General features: G+C 68.3%; 23 protein-coding genes. 7 read left to right on the top strand and 16 right to left on the bottom strand.

Annotation, left to right across the window (positions count from 1 at the left end):
- Window positions 1–148: 148 nt before the first annotated feature.
- Window positions 149–724 carry a DUF4064 domain-containing protein gene (locus G554_RS0113645; protein ID WP_027588343.1) on the top strand — a complete coding sequence of 192 codons (576 nt, stop codon included), beginning with the start codon at window positions 149–151 and terminating at the stop codon, window positions 722–724.
- A gap of 17 nt (window positions 725–741) precedes the next feature.
- Here G554_RS0113645 and dusB read toward each other — a convergent pair whose 3' ends face one another.
- From dusB to G554_RS0113620, 5 genes are all read right to left on the bottom strand, one after another.
- Entirely contained in the window at window positions 742–1,842 is a 1,101-nt protein-coding gene (gene dusB / locus G554_RS0113640) for a tRNA dihydrouridine synthase DusB (RefSeq protein WP_281167978.1), read from the bottom strand.
- Window positions 1,843–1,908: 66 nt separating this feature from the next.
- Complete coding sequence (locus G554_RS0113635) at window positions 1,909–2,664, bottom strand: succinate dehydrogenase/fumarate reductase iron-sulfur subunit (RefSeq protein ID WP_027588341.1); 756 nt, start codon at window positions 2,662–2,664, stop codon at window positions 1,909–1,911.
- Entirely contained in the window at window positions 2,661–4,664 is a 2,004-nt protein-coding gene (locus tag G554_RS0113630; RefSeq protein WP_084648563.1) for a fumarate reductase/succinate dehydrogenase flavoprotein subunit, read from the bottom strand. The genes G554_RS0113635 and G554_RS0113630 overlap by 4 nt, the downstream gene beginning before the upstream one ends.
- Window positions 4,661–5,320, bottom strand: a complete 660-nt coding sequence (locus tag G554_RS0113625; RefSeq protein WP_027588339.1) for a succinate dehydrogenase cytochrome b subunit — start codon at window positions 5,318–5,320, stop codon at window positions 4,661–4,663. Before G554_RS0113625 ends, G554_RS0113630 begins: the two co-directional genes overlap by 4 nt.
- Before the next feature lie 228 nt (window positions 5,321–5,548).
- Window positions 5,549–6,319 (bottom strand): NUDIX hydrolase, encoded by a 771-nt coding sequence (locus G554_RS0113620; RefSeq protein WP_245570064.1) that lies wholly within the window; start codon window positions 6,317–6,319, stop codon window positions 5,549–5,551.
- A 95-nt stretch (window positions 6,320–6,414) separates the two neighbouring features.
- Here G554_RS0113620 and nadA point away from each other — a divergent pair, with 95 nt between their 5' ends.
- From nadA to nadC, 3 genes are read left to right on the top strand one after another with little or no spacing between them, the layout of a single operon-like run.
- Entirely contained in the window at window positions 6,415–7,449 is a 1,035-nt protein-coding gene (gene nadA, locus G554_RS0113615) for a quinolinate synthase NadA (protein WP_084648562.1), read from the top strand.
- Window positions 7,449–9,113, top strand: coding sequence for an L-aspartate oxidase (nadB, locus tag G554_RS16485; protein WP_084648561.1), 1,665 nt, complete (start codon window positions 7,449–7,451; stop codon window positions 9,111–9,113). The genes nadA and nadB overlap by 1 nt, the downstream gene beginning before the upstream one ends.
- A complete protein-coding gene (gene nadC / locus G554_RS0113605) occupies window positions 9,110–10,021 on the top strand; it encodes a carboxylating nicotinate-nucleotide diphosphorylase (protein ID WP_027588336.1) in 912 nt (303 codons plus the stop codon). Before nadB ends, nadC begins: the two co-directional genes overlap by 4 nt.
- A 32-nt stretch (window positions 10,022–10,053) precedes the next feature.
- Here nadC and G554_RS0113600 read toward each other — a convergent pair whose 3' ends face one another.
- Window positions 10,054–11,472: a glycine--tRNA ligase gene (locus G554_RS0113600; protein ID WP_036925815.1), complete on the bottom strand. Its 1,419-nt coding sequence runs from the start codon at window positions 11,470–11,472 to the stop codon at window positions 10,054–10,056.
- Window positions 11,473–11,646: 174 nt separating this feature from the next.
- On the opposite strand from G554_RS0113600, the gene G554_RS0113595 reads away from it, so the two are divergent.
- Window positions 11,647–12,051: a Fur family transcriptional regulator gene (locus G554_RS0113595; protein ID WP_245570071.1), complete on the top strand. Its 405-nt coding sequence runs from the start codon at window positions 11,647–11,649 to the stop codon at window positions 12,049–12,051.
- Window positions 12,052–12,197: 146 nt separating this feature from the next.
- Here G554_RS0113595 and recO read toward each other — a convergent pair whose 3' ends face one another.
- Window positions 12,198–12,944, bottom strand: a complete 747-nt coding sequence (gene recO, locus G554_RS0113590) for a DNA repair protein RecO (protein WP_027588333.1) — start codon at window positions 12,942–12,944, stop codon at window positions 12,198–12,200.
- A 198-nt stretch (window positions 12,945–13,142) separates the two neighbouring features.
- On the opposite strand from recO, the gene G554_RS0113585 reads away from it, so the two are divergent.
- A complete protein-coding gene (locus G554_RS0113585) occupies window positions 13,143–13,850 on the top strand; it encodes an isoprenyl transferase (RefSeq protein ID WP_027588332.1) in 708 nt (235 codons plus the stop codon).
- On the opposite strand, the gene G554_RS16905 is transcribed toward G554_RS0113585, so the two are convergent.
- The 5 genes from G554_RS16905 to leuA form a co-directional block, all read right to left on the bottom strand.
- Window positions 13,841–14,647: a class II glutamine amidotransferase gene (locus G554_RS16905; RefSeq protein ID WP_027588331.1), complete on the bottom strand. Its 807-nt coding sequence runs from the start codon at window positions 14,645–14,647 to the stop codon at window positions 13,841–13,843. The two genes, G554_RS0113585 and G554_RS16905, sit on opposite strands and share 10 nt — an antisense overlap.
- Before the next feature lie 12 nt (window positions 14,648–14,659).
- Entirely contained in the window at window positions 14,660–15,565 is a 906-nt protein-coding gene (locus G554_RS16475) for an amino acid ABC transporter permease (protein WP_036925813.1), read from the bottom strand.
- On the bottom strand, window positions 15,562–16,230 hold the full coding sequence (locus G554_RS0113570; protein ID WP_036925810.1) for an amino acid ABC transporter permease: 669 nt from the start codon (window positions 16,228–16,230) through the stop codon (window positions 15,562–15,564). Before G554_RS0113570 ends, G554_RS16475 begins: the two co-directional genes overlap by 4 nt.
- Complete coding sequence (locus tag G554_RS0113565; RefSeq protein WP_027588329.1) at window positions 16,230–17,204, bottom strand: glutamate ABC transporter substrate-binding protein; 975 nt, start codon at window positions 17,202–17,204, stop codon at window positions 16,230–16,232. Before G554_RS0113565 ends, G554_RS0113570 begins: the two co-directional genes overlap by 1 nt.
- Window positions 17,205–17,354: 150 nt before the next feature.
- On the bottom strand, window positions 17,355–19,118 hold the full coding sequence (leuA, locus tag G554_RS0113560) for a 2-isopropylmalate synthase (protein WP_027588328.1): 1,764 nt from the start codon (window positions 19,116–19,118) through the stop codon (window positions 17,355–17,357).
- Window positions 19,119–19,343: 225 nt separating this feature from the next.
- Between leuA and G554_RS0113555 the strand changes: the two genes are divergently transcribed.
- A complete protein-coding gene (locus tag G554_RS0113555; RefSeq protein WP_036926021.1) occupies window positions 19,344–20,828 on the top strand; it encodes an amidohydrolase in 1,485 nt (494 codons plus the stop codon).
- Window positions 20,829–20,876: 48 nt separating this feature from the next.
- Here the strand turns inward: G554_RS0113555 and era are convergent, their stop codons facing one another.
- From era to G554_RS16470, 4 genes are read right to left on the bottom strand one after another with little or no spacing between them, the layout of a single operon-like run.
- On the bottom strand, window positions 20,877–21,923 hold the full coding sequence (gene era / locus G554_RS0113550) for a GTPase Era (protein WP_027588326.1): 1,047 nt from the start codon (window positions 21,921–21,923) through the stop codon (window positions 20,877–20,879).
- Complete coding sequence (locus tag G554_RS0113545; protein WP_027588325.1) at window positions 21,916–23,220, bottom strand: hemolysin family protein; 1,305 nt, start codon at window positions 23,218–23,220, stop codon at window positions 21,916–21,918. The genes era and G554_RS0113545 overlap by 8 nt, the downstream gene beginning before the upstream one ends.
- Complete coding sequence (ybeY, locus tag G554_RS0113540; protein ID WP_027588324.1) at window positions 23,217–23,684, bottom strand: rRNA maturation RNase YbeY; 468 nt, start codon at window positions 23,682–23,684, stop codon at window positions 23,217–23,219. Before ybeY ends, G554_RS0113545 begins: the two co-directional genes overlap by 4 nt.
- The gene (locus tag G554_RS16470; protein WP_051233178.1) at window positions 23,681–24,667 is read right to left on the bottom strand and encodes a PhoH family protein; all 987 of its coding nucleotides are present in this window, start codon (window positions 24,665–24,667) and stop codon (window positions 23,681–23,683) included. The genes ybeY and G554_RS16470 overlap by 4 nt, the downstream gene beginning before the upstream one ends.
- Window positions 24,668–24,849: the final 182 nt, after the last annotated feature.

Here is a 24,849-nt window from a genome sequence, read left to right as displayed (position 1 = left end):
ATCCTGCCCGGAGGTCTTCGCTACCTCACCCGTTCACAACCTCCCGGGGAAGTACAGCTAGGCTGAGGGAACTTCTCGCAGCTGGCTCTGCCGCCAGCCAGCGGGTCACACAGAATGCCAGCGGGTCACACAGAACAAGGGGACGCCGATGTCGCAGGACCCACGGGACCCCGGGTGGTTCCCACCCGAGTCGGACAGCGGCTACTCCCAGGGCCAGCAGGACCAGAGTTGGCAGCACTCGGACTGGCAGAACACCGGTGACCAGTTCCAGCCGGAGCATCAGCCCTGGTTCCAGCAGCCCGTCAACCCGTCGGCGGCCCAGGTGTGGAACTACCCGCCTGCCCCCCAGCAGCGATCCCGCCAGGGAACCGTGGCGCTGTGCATGGCGATCGGCGCCCTGCTGGTCTCATCGATCCTCAGCTGGATTGGCGGGACTGCGATGGCCCGGATGCTGTCCCTCGATGACGACAACTGGTACGACAACGACGACTATCAGGGTTTCGACCCGGCCACCGATGCCCAGTTCCTGAAGGCCGGCTGGGTGATGGCGGCTCAGATCCTTCCGACGCTGCTGGGCATCGCCGCCCTGGTGGTCGGCATCGTGGCCTGTCAGAAGGAGAACTCTAGAACCCTCGGGATCCTGGCCATCATCGCCTCGGTGCTGGCACCGGTGCTGTCCTTCTGCGTCTTCCTGATGGCGATGCTTCCCTATCTGGAGAGCTGAACCCGGCGCCGGGCCGGTCAGCCTCCCGAGATCCCCAGCTCGGCCTCCGACAGGTCGGCGTCGTCGAGGGTGCGGCCCTCCAGCCACCCCATCGGCATCACGACCTTGCGTCGCGGGCTGCCCTGGCGTCCGCGGGGGCGGCCGAGCTCCTTGAGCGGGAAGGGGGCCTCGGGGTCCAGGGTGGCCAGCAAGGCGTCCAGCTCGTCGAAGCTCGAGATGGTGCCCAGGTCGTGGCGGGTCGGCCCGCCGACCGGGTAGCCCTTGAGGTACCAGGCCATGTGCTTGCGCATGTCGATCAGGCCGTGCGGACCCTCGTAGTGGACCAGCAGCTCCGCGTGGCGCCGGATCATCGCGGCCACCTCGCCCAGCGTGGGCAGCGTGCGAGTCGCCCGGCCGGCCAGCGCGTCGGCCAGGTCGCGGAACAGCCAGGGCCTGCCCAGGCAGCCGCGTCCCACCTCGACCCCGGCGCAACCGGTCTCGTGGATCATCCTCACGGCGTCCGGGCCCTCCCAGACATCGCCATTGCCGAGCACCGGGATGTCCACGGCGTCCACCAGCCTGGCGATGGCATCCCAGTGGGAGTGCCCGGCGTAGGCCTCCGCGACGGTGCGGGCGTGCAGACAGACCGCCGCGGCTCCGGCATCGGCGGCCAGCCGGGCCGAGTCCAGGTAGGTGGTGTGGTCCTCGTCGATGCCGATCCTGGTCTTGACGGTGACCGGGACGCCGTACCGGTCGCCGGCGTCCACGGCAGCCCTCACCACCTCGCGGAACCGGTCACACTTCCACGGCAGCACACCGCCGCCGCCCTTACGGGTCACCTTGGGTACCGGGCAACCGAAGTTGAGGTCGACATGGTTGACGCCGAAGCGTTCGCACAGGATCTCGGTGGCCTCCCCGATCATCCCGGGGTCGACCCCGTAGAGCTGGACCGAGCGGGTCCTCTCGATGTCGGCGAAGCGCAGCATCTCGGCGGTCTTGTGGTCGCCGTAGACCAGCCCGCGAGAGGTGATCATCTCGCAGACGTAGAGCCCGGCCCCCTGTTCGGCGCACAGCTGCCGGAAGGCGGCATTGGTGACCCCGGCCATCGGCGCGAGGACCACCGGGGCGTGGGCGACCACCTGGCCGCCGGAGGGGGCGGTGAGGACGAGCGGGGCTACGACAGGCACCGGGTCATGGTACCTGCGTCAGTTGTCCTTGGCCTTTCCCCGGAAGGTCGCCCGCAGCCGCTCCCGGTTCACCGCCGCCACCGCCGACAGCGGGATCCCGGCCGGGCAGACCCGGGCACACTCGCCGTACAGCGAGCAGGGCCCGAAGTGCTCATCGAGGGCCTCGACCATCTGGCGGGCACGGCGTCCGCGTTGCTGGTGGCCCTGGGGCATCTTCGCCAGGTGGACCAGCTCGGCGCCGGCGAACAGCATCGCCGAACCGTTGGGACAGGCCGCCACGCAGGCCCCGCAGCCGATGCAGGCGGCGAAGTCGAGGGCCTGCTCGGCCTCCTGGTGGGGTTGCGGGATGGCATCGGCATCGGGGGCGGTGCCGGTCATCACATTGACCGTTCCCCCGGCCCGGATCAGGGCGTCAAGTCCGGACCTGTCCACCGCCAGGTCGCGGATCACCGGGAAGGCGGCCGATCTGAACGGCTCGAGACGGAACCGAGTGACGCCGGGGAAGGCACGCAGGTGCTGGCGGCAAGCCGGGGTGTGGGGCACCGGGCCGTGCGGGGTCCCGTTGACGACGAAACCGCAGGATCCACAGACCCCCTCGCGGCAGTCGGACTCGAAGACCACCGGTTCGCCACCCTGCTCGACGATCTGGTCGTTGAGCCGGTCGAGCAGTTCCAGCAGGCTCATCTCCGGGGTGGCGTCATCGACCCTGTGATGCTCGAAGTGGCCGTCCTCGTGCGGCCCGTTCTGGCGCCAGATCTCCAGTTCGATCCTCATCGGTAATCCCTCACCTGAAGCTTGATCAGCGAGAAGTCCAGCGGCTCGCTGTGTCGGACATGGTCGCCCTGCGGGGTGGTCTGCCAGGCCGAGACGCTGCGCCAGTGGTCGTCATCGCGTCTGGCCTCCCCCTGATCGGTGGAGTACTCGGTGCGGAAGTGCGCCCCGGCCGACTCGCGGCGGTCCAGGGCGTCGAGCAGCATCGTCTCGCCGAGTTCGATGAAGTCCGCCACCCGGCCGGCCTTCTCCAGCTCCTGATTGAGCCGGTCGCCGTCGCCGACCACCTTCACGTCACTCCAGAACTCGGCGCGCAGCGCGCGGACCTGATCCAGACCCTCCAGCAGGCCGGTCCGGTCACGGCTGACCCCGCAGTGGTCGTAGAGGATGTCTCCGAGTCTGCGATGGAACCACTCGGGGCGGTGCTGACCGCCCACCGCGAGCAACCTGTCGATACGACCCCGCACGGCATCCATCGCCTCGGTGGACTCCGGCGAGTCGACCGGCAGCAGGGGGCTGCCGACCAGCTTCGCCAGGTAGTTCGGCACCGAGCGGGGCAGCGTGAACCAGCCGTCGACCGAGGCCGACAGCAGCGAGTTGGCGCCCAATCGGTTGGCCCCGTGGTAGTTGTTGGAGGCCTCCCCTCCCACGAACAGGCCGGGGATGGTGGTCATCTGGTCATAGTCGACCCACAGTCCGCCCATCGTGAAGTGGGCTCCCGGGGCGATCCTCATCGGCACCCGGTAGGGGTCCTCACCGGTGGCGTCGGTGTACATCTCGAACAGGTTGCCGTAGCGCTCGGCGATGGTGGACCGTCCGAGCCGGGCGATGGCGTCGCGGAAGTCCAGGTAGACCGAGTTGTGCAGCGGCCCGACGCCGTGACCGGAGTCGATCTGGCTGCGGGCATTGCGGGAGGCGACATCGCGCGGAGTGAGGTTGCCGAAGGCCGGATAGCGGCGTTCCAGGTAGTAGTCCCGCTCACCCTCCGGGATGTCATTGGCAGGACGGTCGTCACCGGCCCGGCTGGGCACCCAGATCCGTCCGTCGTTGCGCAGCGACTCGCTCATCAGGGTGGTCTTGGACTGCCACCTCGAGCTCACCGGCAGTGCGGTGGGATGGAACTGGACGAAGCAGGGGCTGGCGAAGTAGGCGCCGCGGCGGTGCGCCCGCCAGGTGGCGGTGGCGTTGGAGTTCATCGCCAGGGTGGACCAGTGGTACACCGACCCGTAGCCGCCGGTGCACAGCACGACGGCGTGACCGGTCCAGGTGGCGATCCGACCGCTGAGCAGATCGCGGGTGACGATCCCCTGGGCCCTGCCGTCGGCGACCACCAGATCGAGCATCTCGGTGCGGGTGTGCATGGTGACGGTCCCGGCACTCACCTGCTCCAGGAGGGCCTGGGCGCAGGCCACCTCCAACTGCTGGCCGGTCTGGCCGCGCGTGTAGTAGGTCCGCGAGACCTGCACCCCGCCGAAGGACCGGGTGGCCAGTTCCCCGCCGTACTCCCGGGCGAACGGGGCGCCGATGGCGTACATGTGGTCGATGACTCTCACCGATTCGGTCCCCAGCCGCACGGCGTCGGCCTCCCGACCGCGGTAGTCGCCGCCCTTGACGGTGTCTGTGACGAAGCGGATCAGTGAGTCGCCGTCAACCTTGCGGGCCCGGGCGGCGTTGATCCCTCCCTGGGCGGCCACCGAGTGGGCCCGGCGCGGGGAGTCGTGGAAGCTGAAGCACTCCACGTGGTAGCCGAGCTGGCCCAGGGTGGCGGCGGCGCCGGCCCCGGCCAGCCCGGTGCCGACCACGATGACGGTCAGCTTGCGGCGGTTGGCGGGGTTGACCAGTTTGTACTGGTCCTGGCGCCGCTGCCAGGCGGTCAGCGGGTCCCCCGGTGGCACATGGCCGTCCAGTGGTTCGCCGATCGTGTAGTCGGCGGCGGGGCGGTCCTCGGGTCGCTGCGGGTTCCGGTCCGAGGTCCCGGTGTCTGCTGTGGCGATGTCAGTCATGAGATCACTCCGGTGAGAATGAGGATCGGCAGTGCTCCGTTGCCGATGACGATGGCCAGCGAGATGAGCAACCCGATACCCAGCCAGATCCTCCTCAGCCGGGGCCCGGTACCGCCCAGATCGTTGATGACATTCCAGATCCCCTGGGCCAGGTGGATCCCGATCACCAGCATCATGAGGCTGTAGAAGATCGCCATCGGCGGGCGCGAGAGGCTCGCGATGAGATTCTGGTAGGCGTGGATGTCGACGGCGGCCTCCCCTGTCCGCACCGGTGCCTCGAAGCCGGAGGACTGAACCCCGGCGCCCAGGGTGAGGTCGAGCAGGTGGACCACGATGAAGATCAGCAGCAGGATCCCCGAGCCCAGCATCGATCGGGCTCCCCAGGTGGAGGCCGCCATCGCCCGGCGCCGGAAGGAGCCGCGGGCGCGACGACCCCGGATCCAGATCAGGGTGCCCGCCCAGATGTGAGCCGCCAGACAGACCAGCAGCGCAATCCGCAGGATCCACAGCACCCCCTCGTAGGGCACCAGGGGGTAGGCCACCACGCGCAGGAATCGGGCGTAGGAGTTGAACTCCTCGGGCCCCATGAAGGCTTTCAGGTTGCCGATCATGTGGACCAGGACGAAGGCCGCGAAGATCGACCCGGTCACCGCCATGATCACCTTGAGGGTGATGTTCGAGGGCCTGGGTCGCCTCAACGAGGGGGCGACGACGGCGTCCCCTCGGATGGCTTCGCGATCGGTCGTGGCGATCTGGTCGGTTGGACTGGTTGTCTGGTCAGCGACACTCATGACCTCGCTCCGTTCCGGGCCGGGTCCGATCACACTATCGAAGTGGCGCCGCGCGATGTCGGCCGGGGCCACGGCCCCCCGGATACCGGGTCCTCACGACGGCCGTCCGGGACCGAGCACTGCGAACGGGTCGGTGACCCGGTAGCTGTCCTCGGTGAAGGCCCAGATGCTCGGTGGCCTTCCCCCTCGTGCCCCGGCCTGGGACCCGGTGCGGACCCTGGCGATCTGACCGCGCCGCTTGAGCACCCGCGACAGGTTGGTGACGTCGACCTCGTGACCGAGCACCGCCTCGTAGACCCCGCGCAGAGTGGCCATCGTGAACTCCGCAGGGGCCAGCGCGAAGGCGATGTTGGTGTACGAGAGTTTCGCACGCAGCCTGGAGGTCCCTCGTTCCACCACCAGGTGGTGGTCGAAACCCATCTGCGGCAGTGAGTCGACATCCAGCCAGCGGGCCCCTTCGCCGACCGGTTCCCTCTCATCGCCGGCCAGCAGGCCCAGATAGGCCGTGGCGATGGTGCGCTCATAGGGGTCACGGGCCGGGTCCGAGTAGCTCGCCAGCTGCTCGCAGTGCCCCAGCGATCCCAGCCCGAGTTGCTCGGCCAGGTGCCGGGCGAGCGCCTCCTCCATCGACTCCGAGGGTTCCAGCGGGCCGCTGGGCAGCGCCCACATGCCGTTGAAGGGTTCATGGTCGCGGCGCCGCGCCAGGACCTGCAGGACCGGTGCCGGCGCACCATCCGGCAGCGACTGTGCGTGATCGGCTCGCCGATCGTCGCGGCGGCCGGCGACCGCCACCCTCAGCACGACGCCGAGCACCTCGTGGCGGTACTTCGCCACGCCGCTCTGGTCCCGGAAAGCTGGCCTCATCACGGAGCGCATGTTACAGTTCAGCTGTTTTCGTCTTTTAGTCGATAACTTTTCGATCTCAGATCGGATACCTCATCTCCCGAATCGGAGTGCCGATGACCATCATCACCTCCCCCCTCACCGCCGCCACCGCGGGGGCCTCAGGACTGCCCGGGCCACGACGGGAGGGGTTCGACGAGTGGGCCCAGCAGGTCCGCGACGCCGCCCGCGCCGCCGATGCCGTGATCCTCGCCCACAACTACCAGGATCCCGATATCCAGGACGTCGCCGATCACGTCGGCGACTCACTGGCACTGTCACGGATCGCGGCCACCGCCGATGCCTCCACGATCGTCTTCGCCGGGGTCCACTTCATGGCCGAGACCGCCAAGATCCTGTCCCCCGACAAGCGGGTCCTCATCCCCGATGACCGGGCCGGGTGCTCCTTGGCCGACTGCATCACCGCCGACCAGCTGCGCCAGTGGAAGGCCCAGTACCCCGGCGCGACGGTGGTGAGCTATGTCAACACCAGCGCCGAGGTGAAGGCCGAGACCGACATCTGCTGCACCTCCTCCAACGCTGTCGAGGTGGTCTCCTCGATCCCGGCCGAGACCGACGTGCTGTTCTGCCCCGACCAGTTCCTGGGCGCCCATGTCCGGCGCACCCTGGGACGCGACAACATCCACACCTGGATGGGCGAGTGCCATGTCCACGCCGACATCTCCCCCACCGACCTCATCGACCAGGTGCACGCCAATCCGGATGCCGAGCTCTTCGTCCACCCCGAGTGCGGCTGCACCACCAGCGCGCTGTGGCTGGCCGGGCAGGGGGAGCTTCCCGCCGAGCGCACTCACATCCTGTCGACCGGCGGGATGCTGGACGCCGCCCGGGCCACCCACTCCTGCAAGGTGCTGGTGGCCACCGAGGTCGGCATGTTGCACCAGCTCCGCCAGGCCAATCCAGGAGCGGACTTCGAACCGGTGAATCCCCGCGCGGTGTGCCCATACATGAAGATGACGACCCGCCAGAAGCTGCTGGACTGCCTGCTCACCGGTCGCGACGAGGTGGTCGTCGATCCCGGGATCGCCGTCCGGGCCCGCCGGGCCGTGGAACGAATGATCTCCATCGGGAACCCCGGAGGTGGGGAGTGATGAGTGCACTCAACAGAACCGGCGTCCAGCTGCGGGCCGGTGCACCGACCTGGACCAGGCGCTGCGATGTCGCGGTGGTGGGCACCGGCGCCGCCGGGATGTCGGCGATCCTGACGCTGCTGGCCGAGGGCCTGGACGTGGCCGTGGTGACCCGCGGCCGGATCACCGACTCCTCCACCGACTGGGCCCAGGGCGGTCTGGCCGCCGTCTGGTCGGCCACTGACAGCACCGAGCTGCACCTGTCGGACACCCTGACCGCCGGTGCCCAGCTGTGCGACCGGCACAATGCGGCCGATCTCGTGAGCCATGCCCCTGCCGCACTGCGGCGTCTCATCGACCTGGGCGGCCACTTCGACACCGATGAGACCGGTCGGATCGATCTCCACCTGGAGGGCGGCCACCATGCCCGCCGCATCCTGCACGCCGGTGGTGACCAGTCCGGCCACGAGGTCGAACGGGCCCTGGTCGCCGCCCTCGACCGGGGCGGCGACGGCGGTCACCTCCAGATGCTCACCGGGACCCGGCTGACCGACGTCCTCACCGACGCCCACGGACGCGCCTGTGGCCTCGCTGTGCTCGACGAGTCGGATTCCACCGGCCGGATCGAGGCTCGCGCCGTACTGCTGGCCACCGGTGGGATCGGCCAGCTCTGGCCGGCCACCACCAATCCCCCGGTGGCCACCGGCGACGGCCTGGCTGCTGCCGTGCGAGCCGGTGCGGTGGCCCGCGACACCGAGTTCATGCAGTTCCACCCGACCATCCTGGTGGTGCCCGCCGATCACCGGGTCCCTGGCGACCGCGGGGTGCTGATCTCCGAGGCGGTGCGCGGCGAGGGAGCCGTCCTCATCGACCATCGGGGGCACCGCGTGATGACCGGCGTCCACCCGCTGGCCGATCTCGCTCCCCGCGATGTCGTCTCGGCGGCCGAGCAGGCCCATATGAACACCACCGGCGAGGAGCATCTCTTCCTGGACGCCACCGCCTTCGGGGCCCGGCGATGGGAGCGGTCCTTCCCCTCCATCCTCCAGATGTGCCGCCAGCGCGGGGTCGACCCGGTCGGCGAGCCGATCCCGGTGCGCCCGGGAGCCCATTACCACTGCGGCGGCGTGGCCGCCACGATGGCCGGGATCACCACGGTGCCCGGACTGCGGGTGATCGGCGAGGCGGCCTGCACCGGAGTCCAGGGAGCCAACCGACTGGCCTCCAACTCGCTGACCGAGGCCCTGGTGATGGGCGAGCGGGCCGGCGGCGAGATGGCCGGCTGGCTGGCCGCCAGCGGTCGCCCCGGGGCTGCGGTTCCACGCTGTGCTGCCGGGCTCATCGACGCCGCAGAGGTATCGACGCTCAGGGCGCGGATGGCTGCCGATGGATCGGTGCTGCGCGATGCCGAAGGGTTGACCCGGACCCTCCAGGTCCTCGACTGTCTCCGGCCGGGCGACCGACTGGACGATGCCGCCCTCACCGCCACCAATCTGGCCCTGACGGCCCGGCTGGTGACCGGTGCCGCAGGGATGCGCACCGAGTCCCGCGGCTGCCACCGCAGGTCCGACTTCCCCGAGCGCCGGGCCGGCTGGCGGGTGCACATCGACACCCGGATGGATGCCGCCGGCGAGCTGCGGCTCACCCGCGGTTCCTCGGATCGCCGCGACCGGGAGGCGGCATGAGCGACTCCGCCCTCCAGCCGGCTCTTCCCGCCCAGCTGCTCGACGCGATCGCCACGGCGGGTCTGGACCTCCGCCAGGTCATCGAGGTGGCCGATCGCACCCTCGACGAGGACCTGTCCTGGGGACCCGATGCCACCACCGAGGCGATCTTCGGGCCCGACCAGCGCGGCCGCGCCCGGATCGTCTCGCGGAACCGCGGATGCCTGGCCGGGGTGCCGTTGGCGGCCGTCGTGCTGCATCTGATGGCCGCCCGCAACGGCGACACGGCCACCAGCCGGATCCTGATGCGCGACGGATCCCGGGTCGAGCCGGGCGACGCCGTGCTGGAGGCCGAGGCGCCCCTGCGCACCCTGCTGACCGCCGAGCGCAGCATGCTCAACCTGTCAGGTCAGCTGTCGGGGGTGGCCACCGCCACCGCCGCCTGGGCCGATGCGCTGGCCGGATCGGGCACCCGGGTGCGCGATACCCGCAAGACCGTTCCGGGGCTGCGCGTCCTGCAGAAGTATGCGGTGCGCTGCGGGGGCGGGGTCAATCACCGGATGGGGCTGGGGGACGCCGCCCTCATCAAGGACAACCACATCGCCGCGGCCGGGTCGGTCGCCGGGGCGCTGCGTGCGGTACAGGCCCACGCTCCGGATCTGGTCTGCGAGGTGGAGTGCGACAGTCTCGACCAGGTCGTCGAGGCCATCGCGGCCGGGGCCTCACTCGTGCTGCTGGACAACATGCCGCCTGCCCTCATGAGGCAGGCGGTGGCGCTGACCCGGCCCTCCGGGGTCGCCACCGAGGCCTCCGGAGGGCTGCACCTGGCAGACGCCGCAGCCGTCGCCACGTGCGGCGTCGACTATGTGGCGGTGGGGGCGCTCACCCATTCCGCACCGGTGCTCGACCTGGGCCTGGACATGGCCTGACAGCGGGCCCGCCGGCGGCCGGCGGTCGCGACTCAGCAGCCCAGCAGCCGGGCTCCCAGGTAGGACTCCACCTGGTCGATCGCCACGCGTTCCTGGTTCATGGTGTCGCGGTCGCGGATCGTCACGGCGTCATCGGTGAGGGTGTCGAAGTCGACGGTGATGCAGAACGGGGTGCCGATCTCGTCCTGGCGGCGATAGCGCTTGCCGATCGCCTGGGCGTCGTCGAAGTCGACGTTCCAGTGCCTGCGCAGCGTGGCGGCCAGATCGCGGGCCTTCGGCGACAGGTCGGAGTTGCGGCTCAGCGGCAGCACGGCGGCCTTGACCGGAGAGAGCCGCGGATCGAGCTTGAGCACGGTGCGCTTGTCGACCCCACCCTTGGTGTTGGGAGCCTCGTCCTCGGTGTACGCGTCGACCATGAAGGCCATCAGGGACCTCGTCAGGCCGGCGGCCGGCTCGATGACGTAGGGCAGGTAGCGCTTGTTCTCCTTCTGGTCGAAGTAGGACAGGTCCTTGCCGGAGTGCTCGGAGTGGGTCTTGAGGTCGAAGTCGGTGCGATTGGCGATGCCCTCCAACTCGCCCCAGTCGGAGCCGACGAAACCGAATTTGTACTCGATGTCGACGGTCCGCTTGGAGTAGTGGGAGAGCTTCTCCTTGGGGTGTTCGTAGTGGCGCAGGTTGTCGCGCTCGATGCCCAGGTCCACGTACCAGTCGGTGCGGTGGTTGATCCAGTACTCGTGCCAGTCCTCGTCGGTGCCGGGCACCACGAAGAACTCCATCTCCATCTGCTCGAACTCCCGGGTGCGGAAGATGAAGTTCCCCGGGGTGATCTCATTGCGGAAGGACTTGCCGGTCTGCGCGATGCCGAAAGGCGGCTTCTTGCGGGCGCTGGTGACCACGTTCTGGAAGTTGATGAAGATGCCCTGGGCGGTCTCGGGGCGCAGGTAGTGCAGCCCTGCCTCGTCCTGGACGGGGCCGAGGTAGGTCTTCAGCATCATGTTGAAGTCGCGGGGCTCGGTCCACTGGCCCTTGGTACCGCAGTTGGGGCAGTTGACCTCGGACAGCTTGACGGAGTCGGGATCGGCGATGTCGTGCTTGTTGGCGTACATCTCCTGGAGCTGATCGGCGCGCAGCCGCTTGTGGCAGGACAGGCACTCGGTCAACGGATCGGTGAACACGCCGACGTGGCCGGAGGCGACCCACACCTCTTTCGGCAGGATGATGGAGGAGTCCAGGCCCACGATGTCGTCGCGGCTGGTGACCATCGACCGCCACCACTGGCGCTTGATGTTCTCCTTGAGCTCGACGCCGAATGGACCGTAGTCCCATGCGGCGCGAGAGCCGCCGTAGATCTCTCCGCAGGGGAACACGAAGCCCCGACGCTTGCAGAGGTTGATGACATTGTCGAGAGTGCTGGCGGAGGCCAAGGCCTTCCCTTTCTTCCAAGTCCTCATGGACGTGACACCAGGCTGGTGCTCACGCAGGGACTCACAATACCGGCTTCAGGTGTCGGCTGAATCACCTTCCGCCGGACCCGCACCCGCCGACCACGTGATCCTGGGGCCCCGCCGCGCTACATTGACGGTGTTCTGCTGTCCACTTCAGAGGTGATGACCGTGTCAAGCCCAGTGTCGAGCCCGGCCAGGCGCACCACCCGGCAGCGTGTCGCCATCAATGAGCTGTTCGACACCGAGGACTCCTTCCTCACCGCCCAGCAGGTCCACGACCAGCTCGTCCAGCGCGGTGTCAAGGTGGGCCTGGCCACCGTCTACCGCAACCTTCAGACGATGGGCGAGGAGGGTGAGCTGGACGCCATTCGAGCCGAGGACGGCGAGATGGCATACCGGCGCTGCTCCCCGGTTCACCACCACCACCTGGTCTGCCGTCAGTGCGGCAAGGTCGTCGAGATCGGCCAGGAGGAGACCATCGAGGACTGGGCCAGGGAGATCGGATCCCGCTACGGGTTCACCGAGACCGGCCATGAGCTGGAGCTGTTCGGCCTGTGCGCCCAGTGCTCCGGTCAGAAGGCCTGAGATTCGAGCGGCACGGGTCGCCCAACGGGTGGCTCGTTGCCAGATCGTCCTCTGACACGCCCCTGCAGTGCCCGCGCCGGCGGCTGGTGCCACCCGGGGCCCACTGGTCCCATCCTGGCGCGCGACCGGGACCACCCGCTGGTCCGCTAGTCCTGGCGGTCCATCAACCGCAACGACCTCAGCCCGCGCTCCATGTGCCAGGAGACGAAGGCCGAGATCAACCCGGCGGCCTCCCGCACGCGCACCGGCGCCACCGACCTGGTTGCCGGCCAGTCCCCGGACAGCAGTGAACCCATGTACTGGATGGTCTCCGGATTGGGATGCGGGGTCCCGGGCGGCTGGCAGTCGGCACAGACCACCCCGCCCAGGCTGGGAGAGAAGCCCGGATGGGGCCCCGGCGTCCCGCACCTCACGCAGTCGGACAGGTCGGGAGCGTAGCCGGCCACCGACAATGAGCGCAGCAGGTAGGAGTCCAGCACCATGGTGGCCGGCCGCGCCCCGTCCGGCGTCCCCTCGCCCAGAGTGCGCAGCGCTCCGGCGAGCAGCCGGTACTGGGTCGGGGCGGGTTCCTTCTCCACCGGGACCAGGTGATCAGCGGTCTCGACCATCACCTCGGCCGCGGTGAACAGCGGGTAGTCCAGTCTCAACGGCGCGGAGTAGGAGCGCAGCGTCTCCACCTGGACGACGACGTCCAGGCTGCGCCCCACCGCCAGCTGGATGTCGACACGGTTGAAGGGATCCAGTCTGCCGCCGAACTTGCTGGAGGTACGCCGCACCCCGCGGGCCACCGCCCGCACCTTGCCGTGATCGCGGGTCAGCATGCTGATGATCCGGTCCGCCTCGCCGAGCTTGTAGGTCCGCAGCACGACGGCGCGGTCTCGGTAGCTGGGCATGCTCCCATTGTCCCTCGCCGCACCACAACCGCGACCCGGCGCCCATCCGGCGATGCCGGGTCGGCAACTAGTAGCGTGACGGTCATGGCCGCCAGCACCCATCCACGCCCGCCCAAGCGGGGCCCCCTGCCCCACCCCTCCGGTGCCAGGCCACCGCAGCTTCCTGCCGCCCTGATCCCCCGCCATGTCGCCATCGTGATGGATGGCAACGGACGATGGGCCAGGCAGCGCGGACTCAGACGCACCGATGGCCATGCCCGCGGCGAGGCGGCTCTGCTCGATGTCGTCGCAGGAGCCATCGAGATGGGCATCCCCTACATCTCGGCCTACGCCTTCTCCACCGAGAACTGGCGGCGCTCGCCCCAGGAGGTGCGCTGGTTGATGGGTTTCAACCGCGATGTGCTGCACCGGCGCCGCGACGAGCTCGACGCCATGGGGGTCAAGGTCCGGTGGGCGGGACGCCGTCCCAAGCTGTGGCGATCGGTCATCAAGGAGCTGGAGGAGATCGAGGCCCAGAGCGCCGACAACACCGTCCTGACCCTGCAGTTCTGCGTCAACTACGGCGGCCGAGCGGAGATCGTCGACGCGGTGCGCGACATCGCCCGGCAGGTCGCCGAGGGTCGGATGGATCCCGATCACATCACCGAGAAGACCTTCCGCACCCACCTCGATGAGCCCGAGGTCCCCGATGTGGACCTGTTCTGGAGGTCCTCGGGGGAGCAGCGCACCTCGAACTTCCTGTTGTGGCAGTCGGCCTATGCCGAGATGGTGTTCTCAGATGTGCTGTGGCCCGATGTCGACCGCCGCGATCTGTGGGCCGCGGTGATGGAGTACGCGAAACGCGACCGGCGGTTCGGTGGCGCGGTGGCCTCCGAACCGGTGCCGGACCCCGCCCATCACGGGTAGGAACGCTGGGAGGCGAACTCCTGGTGGCTGCGGGCCCGGTGAGCCGAACGGCGCCACGGCGTCGTCGACATCGCCAGCGAGCCGCGTTCGATACGCAGCACGGTGCGCTGGGCCAGCAGCTGCCACTTCGGCGACTCCGGGCCCTGCGAGGAGATCCTCACCGAGCGTCCGCCGCTGTCCTCGCTGGCCAGGAAGTGCAGGTCATAGTAGCCCTCAGGGCGGTCGGGCACCAGCTCGGGGAAGGCCAGACTGAAGGCGTAGAAGGCCTCCTCGGTGCCCAGCATGCAGTCCAGGGCCCAGATCCGGCCTGCCGGAACCAGCGCCAGGATGGTGCGGGCAGCATCCTGAATGGCGTCCGGCCAGGGCAGCCCCCGGTCATGGTTGCGCAGCACCAGGGCGAAGTACAGCTCCGAATCGGTGGTCCCGCGCGGCCGGTAGTCGCAGGTGGTGGTGACCTCCGAGACAATCTCAGGAGTCTTGTCGAACTGGCCATTGTGGGCGAAACACACGTTGCCCGCGATGAATGGGTGGCAGTTCTCCTCGCGGACCGCCAGGCCCTCGGTGGCCAGCCGCAGATGGAACAGCGCCTGATCGGTCCGCAGTGCCTGGACGAGCGGCCAGAAGGACTTCGACTCCATCACCGGCTCCGGATTGTGGTGCACCTTGGCCCGCTGGCCGTCCCAGGCGGCAATCCCCCATCCGTCGTGGTGAATCACACCCAGATCGTGGAAGGTGCGCAGGTCCGAGCCTGCGGCCACTGCCACCGACCTGGGCCGATCGGTCAGGAATCCGAACATCCGGCACATCTATCAGGTGATCCTCTCGCCGATGCCACTGGTCGCGAACGTGTCGAGCTCGGCGGCCTCGTCTGACTCCAGGGGTCCGACGGCCGCCGCGGCCCGCCGATGCATCCTGACGTCGAGGTAGGAGGCCACCCGCGACAGGATCATGTTGATGATGACATAGATCACCGCCACCACGATGTATGTCTGAATCATGAGCCCGGTGTAGGTCGTGATGACCTTGCCCTGCTGGGTGAGCTCCGGATAGGAGACCACGTACCCGAGGGTGGAGTCCTTCAGCAGGCTGATGAGGGCGTTGATGAGGGAGGGCACCACCAGTCGGATGGCCTGGGGCAGGATCACCACCCGCATAGTCGCCGCGTCGGTGAACCCGATCGACAACGCCGCCTCGGTCTGCCCGTGGTCCACGGCCAGGATCCCCGAACGGAAGATCTCGGCGGTAGTGGCCGAGGATGTGATGATCATCGGGACCACGAGCTTCCAGAACAGCGGAAGATCCAGTCCGATCGGCTGACGCGGCAGGAAGAGCAGGAAGGCGTAGACGATGAGCAGCATCGGAATGGCGCGGAAGAACTCGATCCATCCGGTGGCCAGGGCCGAGACGACCCGGTTGCGGGAGATCCGCAGCAGGGCCAGCACCAGGGCCAGCGGAAATGCCACCAGCATCGCGATGCCGGTCGCCGCCAGGGTCCCCTTCAGGCCGATCCACAGGAAGTTGAGGTACCCGGGAGTGAGGAAGGGGCGCCACTTCTGGGCCTCGAGCTGCCCGTGGCCGGCGAACTGCACCAGCGCGCCGACGACCAGTGCGGCCAGTGCCAGCGAGGTCACCACCGACCAGATCTGAATCCGCCGCCGGCCCCGCGGCCCGGGGACGTCGAAGAAGAGATCGGAGTCCTTCACGGCAGCGCTCATCGTCGTCCACCCGCTCCCACCGAGGCCCTCAGTCGCCGGTCCAACCAGCCGCCGGCCGCTCCGATCAGCAGGCAGAGCACCAGGTAGACCAGGCCCGCGATGAGGAAGGTCAGCACCGCCTCCGCGGTGAGGACGTTGATCTGCTGGGTGACGTTGGTGAGCTCGTCCAAGCCGATCGCAGCCGCCAGGGAGGAGCCCAGCATGGTGCCGATGAAGATATTGGTGAGGGGCTGGATCATCCTCGACAGCGCCTGGGGAAGCACGACCAAGCGCAGCACCTGTCCGAAGGACATCCCGATCGCCCGGCTGGCCTCGATCTGGCCGATCCCGACGGAGTTGACCCCGGAGCGGACCGTCTCACACACGAATGCCCCACTGGACAACACGATCGCGACCACCGCACACCAGAACAGCGACATCTCCAGCCCGGCATCCGGCAGCCCGAAGACCATCAGGATGAGAAGACTGAGCAACGGAATGTTGCGGAAGATCTCGACATAGACCGCACCGAGGCCCCGCAGCGGAGGGATGGGTGAGATCCGGCAGACGGCCATCAGGGTGCCCACCACCATCGCGCCGAGGAACCCCAGCACCCCCAGCGCGATGGTGAGCAGTATCCCGTGGACGATCAGGCCGCCGTACTGGCCGATGATCGCGAAATTCATCAAGCCCCGATCGCAGGAGGAGTCGGCGCACCACCCTGTTGCAGAGCAGCGAAGGAATAGCTCCACAGCTTCTTCCAGGACCCGTCGTCCTCGATCTTCTTGAGGAAGCCGTTGATGAAGCTCACCGCATCGGTCTCACCCTTGGTGACGCCGATGCCGTAGGGATCGGTGGTGAAGGGCTCGCCGACGACCTCGATCTGGCCCTTCTGCTTGGATGCGGCGAACAACAGGGACTGGTCGTTGACGTAGGCATCGGCGCGGCCCTGGACCACCGCGGCCTGGCACTCGGCGTTACCGGAGAAGGTGAGCACCTGCTTGGGGTTCTTGACGTGCTCCTTGATGGCCGCCAGGCCGGTCGAGTTGGACTGGGTGACGAGCACCTTGCCGGTGAGATCGTCGACCGACTTGATGTCGGTGACACCGCTCTTCACCGCGATCCCCACCCCGGAGGTGTAGTACGGGCCGGCATAGGAGATCTTCGTCTTGCGCTCATCGGTGATCGAGTAGGTGGCCACCACGATGTCCACCGACTTGTTCTCGAGCAGCGTCTCGCGGGTGTCGACGGTGACCTCGGTCAGCTTGACCGTCGACATCGGATCGTCGCCGCCGAAGATGTAGCGCGACAGCAGCTGGACGATGCCGGCATCGAAACCGGTGATCGCGCCCGTCGAGGGATCCTTGAGGCTGAACAGCGAGGAGGTGGTCGTGCCTCCCCAGCGCAACGCCCCGGAACTCCTGACCTGATTGGCCCATGAGTTACCCGAGACGTCGGAGGCCGCAGCCGTCGGCCCTGCCTTGATGATGTCCGCGAAGCTCTGAGCGCCGCCGCCGCTCGAGGCGCTGCCGCCCGGCAAGGAGGGGGTCGAGCTGTCGGAGGAACATGCCGCCAGGAAGGTAGTGGCCCCGGTCGCAAGGCCCAGGCCCAGCAGACGACGACGGCTGATCGGTGCATTTGTCCCCAGTGGAACCCTCATGTGCGGCTCTTTTCATTGTGCTGTGATGAATCTGACTTCAGAGAATAGGGCACCCGCGTTGCAAGTACACGACATGCGGCTCGCGCGGACAATGCCCTGCATTCAGCTCTGGGGGGAGCCAACCCTCGGTTCCGCCGGGAGATCCGACCCTCAGCTGCGGGAGGATCCCACCTTCTGCTCGGGACGGATCCTGGCCTCAGAGCGGTTCACCGCACTGATGATGGCCTTGAGAGAGGCCTCGGTGATGTCGGAGTCGATACCGACCCCCCACAGGATCTGGCTGGACTCACCGTCGCCGATCTCGCACTCGACGTAGGCCACCGCCTTCGCCGTGCCCCCGGAGGTCATCGCGTGCTCCGAGTAGTCCAGCACCTGGACCACCACACCCAGGGACTCCAGGGCGTCGACGAAGGCCGAGACCGCACCATTTCCCTCACCGGTGACGGTGCACTGCTCGCCATTGACGCTGATCCTCGCGGTGAGCTCGTGGAGACCCGACCGGGTGGCGAAATCGCGGGAGGCCAACTCGATGCCGCTGGTGTGCAGGTACTCCCGGGAGAACAGCTGCCAGATCTCGTCGTGGCTGATCTCGCGGGCCTCCTCGTCGGTGAGCAGCTGGACCGACTTCGAGAACTCGATCTGGAGACGTCGGGGCAGGTCGACCTGGTGCTCGGTCTTCATGAGATAGGCCATTCCACCCTTGCCGGACTGGCTGTTGACCCGGATGACCGCCTCGTAGGTGCGACCGATGTCGTGGGGGTCGACGGCCAGGTAGGGGGCCTGCCAGGTCACCTCGCGCTCGTCGACGCCCTGCTCGGCAGCGACACGCTGCAGATCCTCCAGGCCCTTCTTGATCGCGTCCTGGTGGGAACCGGAGAAGGCCGTGAAGACCAGGTCCCCGGAGTAGGGCTGGCGGGCCGGCACCGGCAGCCCGGTGCAGTACTCCACGGTGCGGCGGATCCGTGGCATGTCGGAGAAGTCGATCCTCGGATCCACCCCCTGGCTGAACAGATTCATGCCCAGCGTGACCAGGTCGACATTGCCGGTCCGCTCGCCGTGTCCGAACAGGCATCCCTCGACCCGGTCGGCGCCGGCCATCTGGGCGAACTCGGCGGCCGCCACACCGGTGCCGCGGTCATTGTGGGGGTGCACCGAGACGCAGACGTGCTGACGGTCGCGGATGTGGCGGCAGAAGTACTCGATCTGGTCGCCGTAGGTGTTGGGAGTGCTCATCTCCACGGTGGCCGGCAGGTTGAGGATGATCTCGCGGTCCTCACTGGGCTGCCAGACGTCCATCACCGAGTGGCACACCTCCAGGGCGAAGTCGGTGGGGGTCTGGGTGAAGATCTCCGGGGAGTACTCGTAGCCGAACTCGACATCGCCGAGGTACTTCTCGGCGTACTGGACGACCCACTCGGTGCCGCGGTGGGCCAGATCGATGCACTGCTGCTCGTTGACGTGGAAGACCACCCGGCGGAACAGCTCGGCGGTCGCGTTGTACATGTGGATGGTGGCGCGGTGGGCGCCGACCAGGCTCTGGGCGGTGCGCCGGATGAGATCCTCACGGGCCTGGGTCAGCACCGAGATGGTGACGTCCTCGGGGACCAGGTCCTCCTCGATCAGCTTGCGCACGAAGTCGTACTCGGTCTGGGATGCCGACGGGAATCCGACCTCGATCTCCTTGTAACCCATCGCGATCAGCAGGTTGAACATCCGGATCTTGCGGGAGACGGTCATCGGGTCGATGAGCGCCTGATTCCCGTCGCGCAGGTCGGTCGACAGCCACCTGGGGGCCTTGTCGAGGGTCTTGTCGGGCCAGCGGCGGTCGGGCAGCGGCTGGGGCACGAAAGGCTTGTAACGGCCGACCGGCATCGGTGAGGTCAGCTGGCAGGGTGCAGGCTGTGGACGGGTCATCGGGAACTCCTGAATGGGCTGGACGGGGAAGCTGCTGAGCTTCGAATGGGCAGCCGGAATACCCGCAGCGAGGGGGCTACCCGTCAACGGGCCCCGCTGCGGCGGCTAAGCAGGAGAACACGCGCCACGGGCGACATGGTATCACCCGGCGTGCCGTCGACCGGGGGGCCGAGTTCTGGCCGGCTCCGGGGCCCGCTCGTCAGTGGCAATATCTACCCCGTGGCGATGCTCCTCCATCGGGCGCGACTGCTCGATCTTCACACCGGGGTCCCCGGCTCCCCCTGCGACATCATGATCCGCGGCGACCGGGTCGAGTCCGTGCATCCCGCCGGTGGGAAGCCCCTCGGCGGGCCCGATGTCGAGGTCATCGACCTGGCGGGCAGGCCGGTGATTCCAGGACTGTGGGACCAGCACGTCCATGCCGGTCAGTGGGCGCTGGCCTCACGGCGTCTGAAGGTCTCCCAGACCGCCCGACCCGAGGAGATCCTGGCCGAGATCGCCACACAGCTGGATGCCATCGCCGAGTCGGACGGGGACGGCATCATCCAGGGATTCGGTCTGCGTGCCTCCCGCTGGCCGGCCAATCCCAGCGCCGCGGATCTGGACGCCGTGACGGGCTCCCGGCCGGTCGCCATCGTCTCGGCGGATCTGCACTCCACCTGGTGCAACACGGCCGCGCTGGAGCGTCTGGGAATGTCCGACCGGCCCGGCTTCCTCACCGAGGCCGATTCCTTCACCGCCCAGATCCGGCTGGCGCAGGTCTCCCCCCGGACCCTGGACCGCTGGTTGGACGAGTGCTGCCGCGCCGCGGCCGCCCGTGGCGTGGTCGGGATCCGCGACATGGAGTTCTCCAGCAGTACCGACCTGTGGCTGGCCAGGCAGGCCGCCGGACGCTGCCCGATGTGGGTGCAGGTAGCCGTCTACCCGCCCAGACTCCAGGAGGCCTCCGGGCGGCATCTGGCCACCGGACAGTCGGCGGCTGCCGGTTCGATGGTGGAGATGGGGCCGCTCAAGATCATCGTCGACGGATCGATCTCCAGTCGCTCGGCGTGGTGCCGGGCGCCCTACCAGGGTGCGGTCGGCCCGCAGGGCAACGGGGTGGACTCGATACCTCCCGGGGAACTGGAGTCGTTGATGACCCGGGCCCGGGTTGCCGGACTGCGACCCGCCGTGCACGCCATCGGGAACCTGGCGGTGCACACCGTGCTGGACGCCTTCGCCCGCACCGGAGCCACCGGCACCCTGGAGCACGCCCAGCTGGTCGACGACGCCGACCTGCCGAGGTTCGCCGAGCTGGGGGTGGCCGCCAGCATCCAGCCGGCCCACCTGGTCGACGACCGGGACACCACCGACGTCGTGTGGGCCGACCAGCCGCACCTCAGCTTCCGTTATCGGGACCTGCTGGACGCCGGCGCCCGGCTGCTGATGGGTTCTGACGCCCCGGTCTCCCCGGTCGATCCCTGGCTGGCGATCCGGGTGGCGGTGGAGCGCACCGCCGACCGGCGTCCCGGCTGGCACCTGGACCAGGCGATCACTCTCAGCGAGGCGCTGCTGGCCTCCACCGGCGGCGTCAGCGCCGTCCGTCCGGGCGGCCGCGCGGATCTGGTGGCCCTCGATGTCGACCCCTTCACCACCCATGGCCAGGAGCTGGGTTCGACCCTCGCCACCCTCACCATCGCCGGAGGTCTGATCAGCCACTCCATGCTGTGAGGACTTGGGCTGTGAGGACTTGGGCTGTGAGGATCGGGCCTGTGAGGATCAGAACCCCAGCCGGTTGAGGTACTTGGGGTCGGACTGCCAGTCCTTGAGGACCTTCACCTGGAGATCCAGGTGCACCGGGGTCCCCAGCAGTGCCGTGATCTGGGCCCTGGCATCGGTCCCGACCTGCTTGATGTGAGCCCCCTTGTGGCCGATCATGATCCCCTTCTGGGACTCCCGCTCGACGATCAGGGAGGCGACCACGTCCAGCAGCGGGCGGTCGGCAGGACGATCCGGGCGCTCGCCCATCTCGACGATCTCCACCGCGATGGAGTGCGGCAGTTCCTCCCGGACCCCGTCCAGCGCGGCCTCGCGGATCAGCTCGGCGACCAGGGTCTCGGTCGGCTCCTCGGTGATCTCCCCCTCGGGGTAGTAGGCGGGTCCCTCGGGCAGCAGCGAGATGAGGGTCTCGCGCAGCTCATCGACCTGCTCCCCGGCCACCGCCGAGCAGGGCACGATGTGCTCGAAGTGCACCCCCAGCTCATCCTCCAGTGCGGTGATCGAGGCCAGGTGCTCCATCAGACGCGAGTCGGAGACCAGATCGGACTTGGTGGCCACCGCCACCAGCGCCGGGCGGTGCCCCAGCTCAGCGATCTGGCGCACCAGGAAGGTGTCGCCGGGCCCGATCCGCTGATTGCAGGGCAGACAGACGCCGATCACATCGACCTCCGACCAGGTGCCGCGCACCAGGTCGTTGAGTCTCTCGCCCAGCAGGGTGCGGGGCTTGTGCAGTCCGGGGGTGTCGATGACCACCAGTTGGGCGTCCTCGGTACTCACCACCCCGCGGATGACATGCCGGGTGGTCTCCGGCTTGTCGGTGGCGATCGCGATCCGGGCACCGACCAGGGCATTGGTGAGGGTGGACTTGCCGGCATTGGGCCGTCCCACGAAGCACACGAAGCCGGAGTGGAATCCGGGCCGGGTGGCCTCGGCGACCCGCGAGGCCACGTAGTCGGCGTCGGAGAGGTCGTCCTCCTCGCCGGCCATCAGATCGGCCAACGACGGCGTCGGCAGATCCTCGGCGGGTTCATCGGGGGTCTCAGTCATCATCATCCTCGTCATTCTCCTCCTCGTCGGCCGCGGGCACCTGGCGTACCAGGTAGGTGTCGACCTGGTGACGCCGTCCGGTCGCCTTCTCGGCGGTGATCTCGACGCCCTCCCAGACCACCGAGGCACCGGGGACCGGGACCACCGAGAGCTCCTTGGCCATCAGCCCGCCGACGGTGTCGACGTCCTCGTCATCGGCCTTGATGTCGAACAGCTCGGCCAGATCCCCGACCGGCATCCGCGAGGAGACCCGGAACAGTCCGGGCTCGATCTCCTCGGTCTCGGCCGGCTCGGGGTCGTACTCGTCGACGATCTCGCCGACGATCTCCTCGACGATGTCCTCGATGGTCGCCAGCCCGGCCGTGCCGCCGAACTCGTCGACCACGATGACGATGTGGTTGCGGTCCCGTTGCATCTCGCGCAGCACGTCGTCGATCGGCTTGGAGTCGGGGACGTAGACCGCCTCGCGCATCACCAGGGAGACCTTCTCGACGCGCTGTCCGTCCGGATTGTCCTGGACCCGGCGGGCCAGATCCTTGAGATAGATGATGCCCTGGATGTCATCGAGGCTCTGCCCCACCACCGGCAGCCGGGAGAATCCCGACCGCAGTGCCAGCGAGATCGCCTGGCGCAGGGTCTTGTCCTGCTCGATGAAGACGACGTCGGTACGCGGCACCATCACCTCGCGCAGGTAGGTGTCTCCCAGCTCGAAGACCGAGTGGATCATCTGGCGCTCGTCGGCCTCGATGAGATCGGAGGCCTCGGCGTAGTCGACCATGTCGCGCAACTCGGCCTCGGTGGTGAACGGACCCTCGGCGAATCCGCGCCCCGGCGTCACGGCATTGCCGACTGCGATGAAGGCTGCCACCAGCGGCCGCAGCACCGTCGCGGTGACCAGCCAGATCCGCCCGAAGAGCCGGCACACGGTGGCGTCGTGCTGTTTGCCGAGGGTGCGCGGGGCGACCCCCCACAGGATGTAGCTGACCACCAGCATGATCGCCGAGACCACCACGACCCGTTCCCAGGCCGAGCCGAAGTGCGGGAACAGGCAGTGGGCGACCAGGACGATGGTGGTGACCTCGCAGCTGATCCGCACCACCATCGCGGAGTTGACGAAACGAGCCGGGTCCTGGGCCATCGTCAGCACCCGGGCGGAGCTGCGTCTACCGTCAGAGGCCGACTCCTCGGCCCGGCTGACCGACATGTGCTGGAGGGCGGCCTCGCAGGCCGCCACCAGGAAGGCGACCACCGCCAGAATCAGCGCGACCGCCAACTCCACCCACTGGGCTTCGCTCATCGGGTGCTGTCCGAGTGACGGGCCATCTCCCAGGAGCTGATGATCTCGTCATTGAGCCCGAACATCACTCGCTTCTCCTCGGGCTCCGCGTGGTCGTGGCCCAGCAGGTGCAGCAGTCCGTGGATGAGCAGGTACTCGGCCTCCCCGTCGGGGGTGCGGCCGTTCTCGGCGGCCTGGCCCGCGGTCACCTCAGGGCACAGCACGATGTCTCCCAGCACGCCGTTCGGCTCGCTCTCGTCATCGCCGGGAGCGCGCAGCTCGTCCATCGGGAAGCTGAGCACATCGGTCGGTCCCGGCAGCCCCATGAACTTCTGGTGATAGCTCTCCATGGTGGCCTCGTCGACCAGCAGGATCGACAGCTCGGCGTCGGGGTGGATCCGCAGCCGATTCATCGCGAAGGCGGCCAGCGCCACCAGCCCCTTCTCGTCGGCCTCGCGCCCCGACTCGTTGTTGATGTCGATCATCGCGTCCTCCCGGGCCGGTTGCCACCATTCCTGCGGGGACGCCGGTCACCGGCCTCGTGGTGCTTCAGCTCGCGTTCCCGCACGGCGTCGTACTGGTCGTAGGCGGCCACGATCCTGCCGACCAGCCGGTGGCGGACCACATCGTGGCTGGTGAGATTGCAGAATGCGATGTCGTCGATGCCGTCCAGGATTCCCTGGACCAGTCTCAGCCCGCTGGTCACCCCGCCGGGCAGGTCGACCTGGGTGACGTCGCCGGTCACCACCACCTTGGATCCGAAGCCCAGCCGGGTGAGGAACATCTTCATCTGCTCGGGGGAGGTGTTCTGGGCCTCGTCGAGGATGATGAAGGCGTCGTTGAGGGTGCGGCCCCTCATGTAGGCCAGTGGCGCCACCTCGACGGTGCCGGCGGCGAGCAGCCGGGGCACGGTGTCGCGGTCGACCATGTCGCGCAGGGCGTCGTAGAGGGGGCGCAGGTACGGATCGATCTTCTCCGAGAGGGTGCCGGGCAGGAAACCGATCCGCTCGCCGGCCTCCACCGCGGGGCGGGTGAGGATGATCCGGCTGACGGCCTTGTTCTGCAGGGCCTGCACGGCCTTGGCCATCGCCAGGTAGGTCTTTCCGGTGCCGGCCGGTCCGATCCCGAAGACCACCGTGTGGGAGTCGATGGCGTCCACGTAGCGCTTCTGGTTCAGCGTCTTGGGGCGGATCGTCCGGCCGCGGTTGGTGAGGATGTCGGCGGTCATGATCTCGGCCGGGCCCTGGCCCTGGCGAGCCATCGAGACCACCCGGTCGACATCATCCTCGGACAGCCCGTGCCCGGTGCGGATGATGGTGACCAGTTCGGTGAGCACCTCGGTGGCGTCGCTGATCTGAGCAGCGGTACCCGACAGGCCGACCTGGTTTCCGCGCACCAAAATCTCGGCCTCCAGGGAGTCCTCCAGGCGCCGGAGGTACTCGTCCCCGGGGCCGACCAGGGAGACCATCGGCACCGAGGCCGGCACGGTGAACGTGCGGGTCCCGAGGTTGGCCGACAGACTCGACGACGATGAGTCTGGCTGATCCGGCTGGTTGACGTCGTGCTGGCGGGTTGAGGTACTCAGGGTTCTCTCCTGAAAAAAGCTGGCCTGGACGGGAAACGATCTGACAGCCCGATTCTAGCGGTGAT

The sequence above is a fragment of the Acidipropionibacterium thoenii DSM 20276 genome, assembly GCF_000423445.1.
Taxonomy (GTDB): domain Bacteria; phylum Actinomycetota; class Actinomycetes; order Propionibacteriales; family Propionibacteriaceae; genus Acidipropionibacterium; species Acidipropionibacterium thoenii.
This window is presented reverse-complemented; position numbering and strand designations above follow the sequence as displayed.

Excerpts from the sequence above, each read along its gene's own strand:
- G554_RS0113645 (WP_027588343.1), top strand. The coding sequence starts at position 149 with ATGTCGCAGGACCCACGGGACCCCGGGTGGTTCCCACCCGAGTCGGAC.
- G554_RS0113635 (WP_027588341.1), bottom strand. The coding sequence starts at position 2,664 with ATGAGGATCGAACTGGAGATCTGGCGCCAGAACGGGCCGCACGAGGAC.
- G554_RS0113630 (WP_084648563.1), bottom strand. The coding sequence starts at position 4,664 with ATGACTGACATCGCCACAGCAGACACCGGGACCTCGGACCGGAACCCG.
- G554_RS0113625 (WP_027588339.1), bottom strand. The coding sequence starts at position 5,320 with ATGGCGGTGACCGGGTCGATCTTCGCGGCCTTCGTCCTGGTCCACATG.
- G554_RS0113620 (WP_245570064.1), bottom strand. The coding sequence starts at position 6,319 with ATGAGGCCAGCTTTCCGGGACCAGAGCGGCGTGGCGAAGTACCGCCAC.
- nadA (WP_084648562.1), top strand. The coding sequence starts at position 6,415 with ATGACCATCATCACCTCCCCCCTCACCGCCGCCACCGCGGGGGCCTCA.
- nadB (WP_084648561.1), top strand. The coding sequence starts at position 7,449 with ATGAGTGCACTCAACAGAACCGGCGTCCAGCTGCGGGCCGGTGCACCG.
- nadC (WP_027588336.1), top strand. The coding sequence starts at position 9,110 with ATGAGCGACTCCGCCCTCCAGCCGGCTCTTCCCGCCCAGCTGCTCGAC.
- G554_RS0113600 (WP_036925815.1), bottom strand. The coding sequence starts at position 11,472 with ATGAGGACTTGGAAGAAAGGGAAGGCCTTGGCCTCCGCCAGCACTCTC.
- recO (WP_027588333.1), bottom strand. The coding sequence starts at position 12,944 with ATGCCCAGCTACCGAGACCGCGCCGTCGTGCTGCGGACCTACAAGCTC.
- G554_RS0113585 (WP_027588332.1), top strand. The coding sequence starts at position 13,143 with ATGGATGGCAACGGACGATGGGCCAGGCAGCGCGGACTCAGACGCACC.
- G554_RS16905 (WP_027588331.1), bottom strand. The coding sequence starts at position 14,647 with ATGTTCGGATTCCTGACCGATCGGCCCAGGTCGGTGGCAGTGGCCGCA.
- G554_RS16475 (WP_036925813.1), bottom strand. The coding sequence starts at position 15,565 with ATGAGCGCTGCCGTGAAGGACTCCGATCTCTTCTTCGACGTCCCCGGG.
- G554_RS0113570 (WP_036925810.1), bottom strand. The coding sequence starts at position 16,230 with ATGAATTTCGCGATCATCGGCCAGTACGGCGGCCTGATCGTCCACGGG.
- G554_RS0113565 (WP_027588329.1), bottom strand. The coding sequence starts at position 17,204 with ATGAGGGTTCCACTGGGGACAAATGCACCGATCAGCCGTCGTCGTCTG.
- leuA (WP_027588328.1), bottom strand. The coding sequence starts at position 19,118 with ATGACCCGTCCACAGCCTGCACCCTGCCAGCTGACCTCACCGATGCCG.
- G554_RS0113555 (WP_036926021.1), top strand. The coding sequence starts at position 19,344 with ATGCTCCTCCATCGGGCGCGACTGCTCGATCTTCACACCGGGGTCCCC.
- era (WP_027588326.1), bottom strand. The coding sequence starts at position 21,923 with ATGACTGAGACCCCCGATGAACCCGCCGAGGATCTGCCGACGCCGTCG.
- G554_RS0113545 (WP_027588325.1), bottom strand. The coding sequence starts at position 23,220 with ATGAGCGAAGCCCAGTGGGTGGAGTTGGCGGTCGCGCTGATTCTGGCG.
- ybeY (WP_027588324.1), bottom strand. The coding sequence starts at position 23,684 with ATGATCGACATCAACAACGAGTCGGGGCGCGAGGCCGACGAGAAGGGG.
- G554_RS16470 (WP_051233178.1), bottom strand. The coding sequence starts at position 24,667 with ATGGTCTCCCTGGTCGGCCCCGGGGACGAGTACCTCCGGCGCCTGGAG.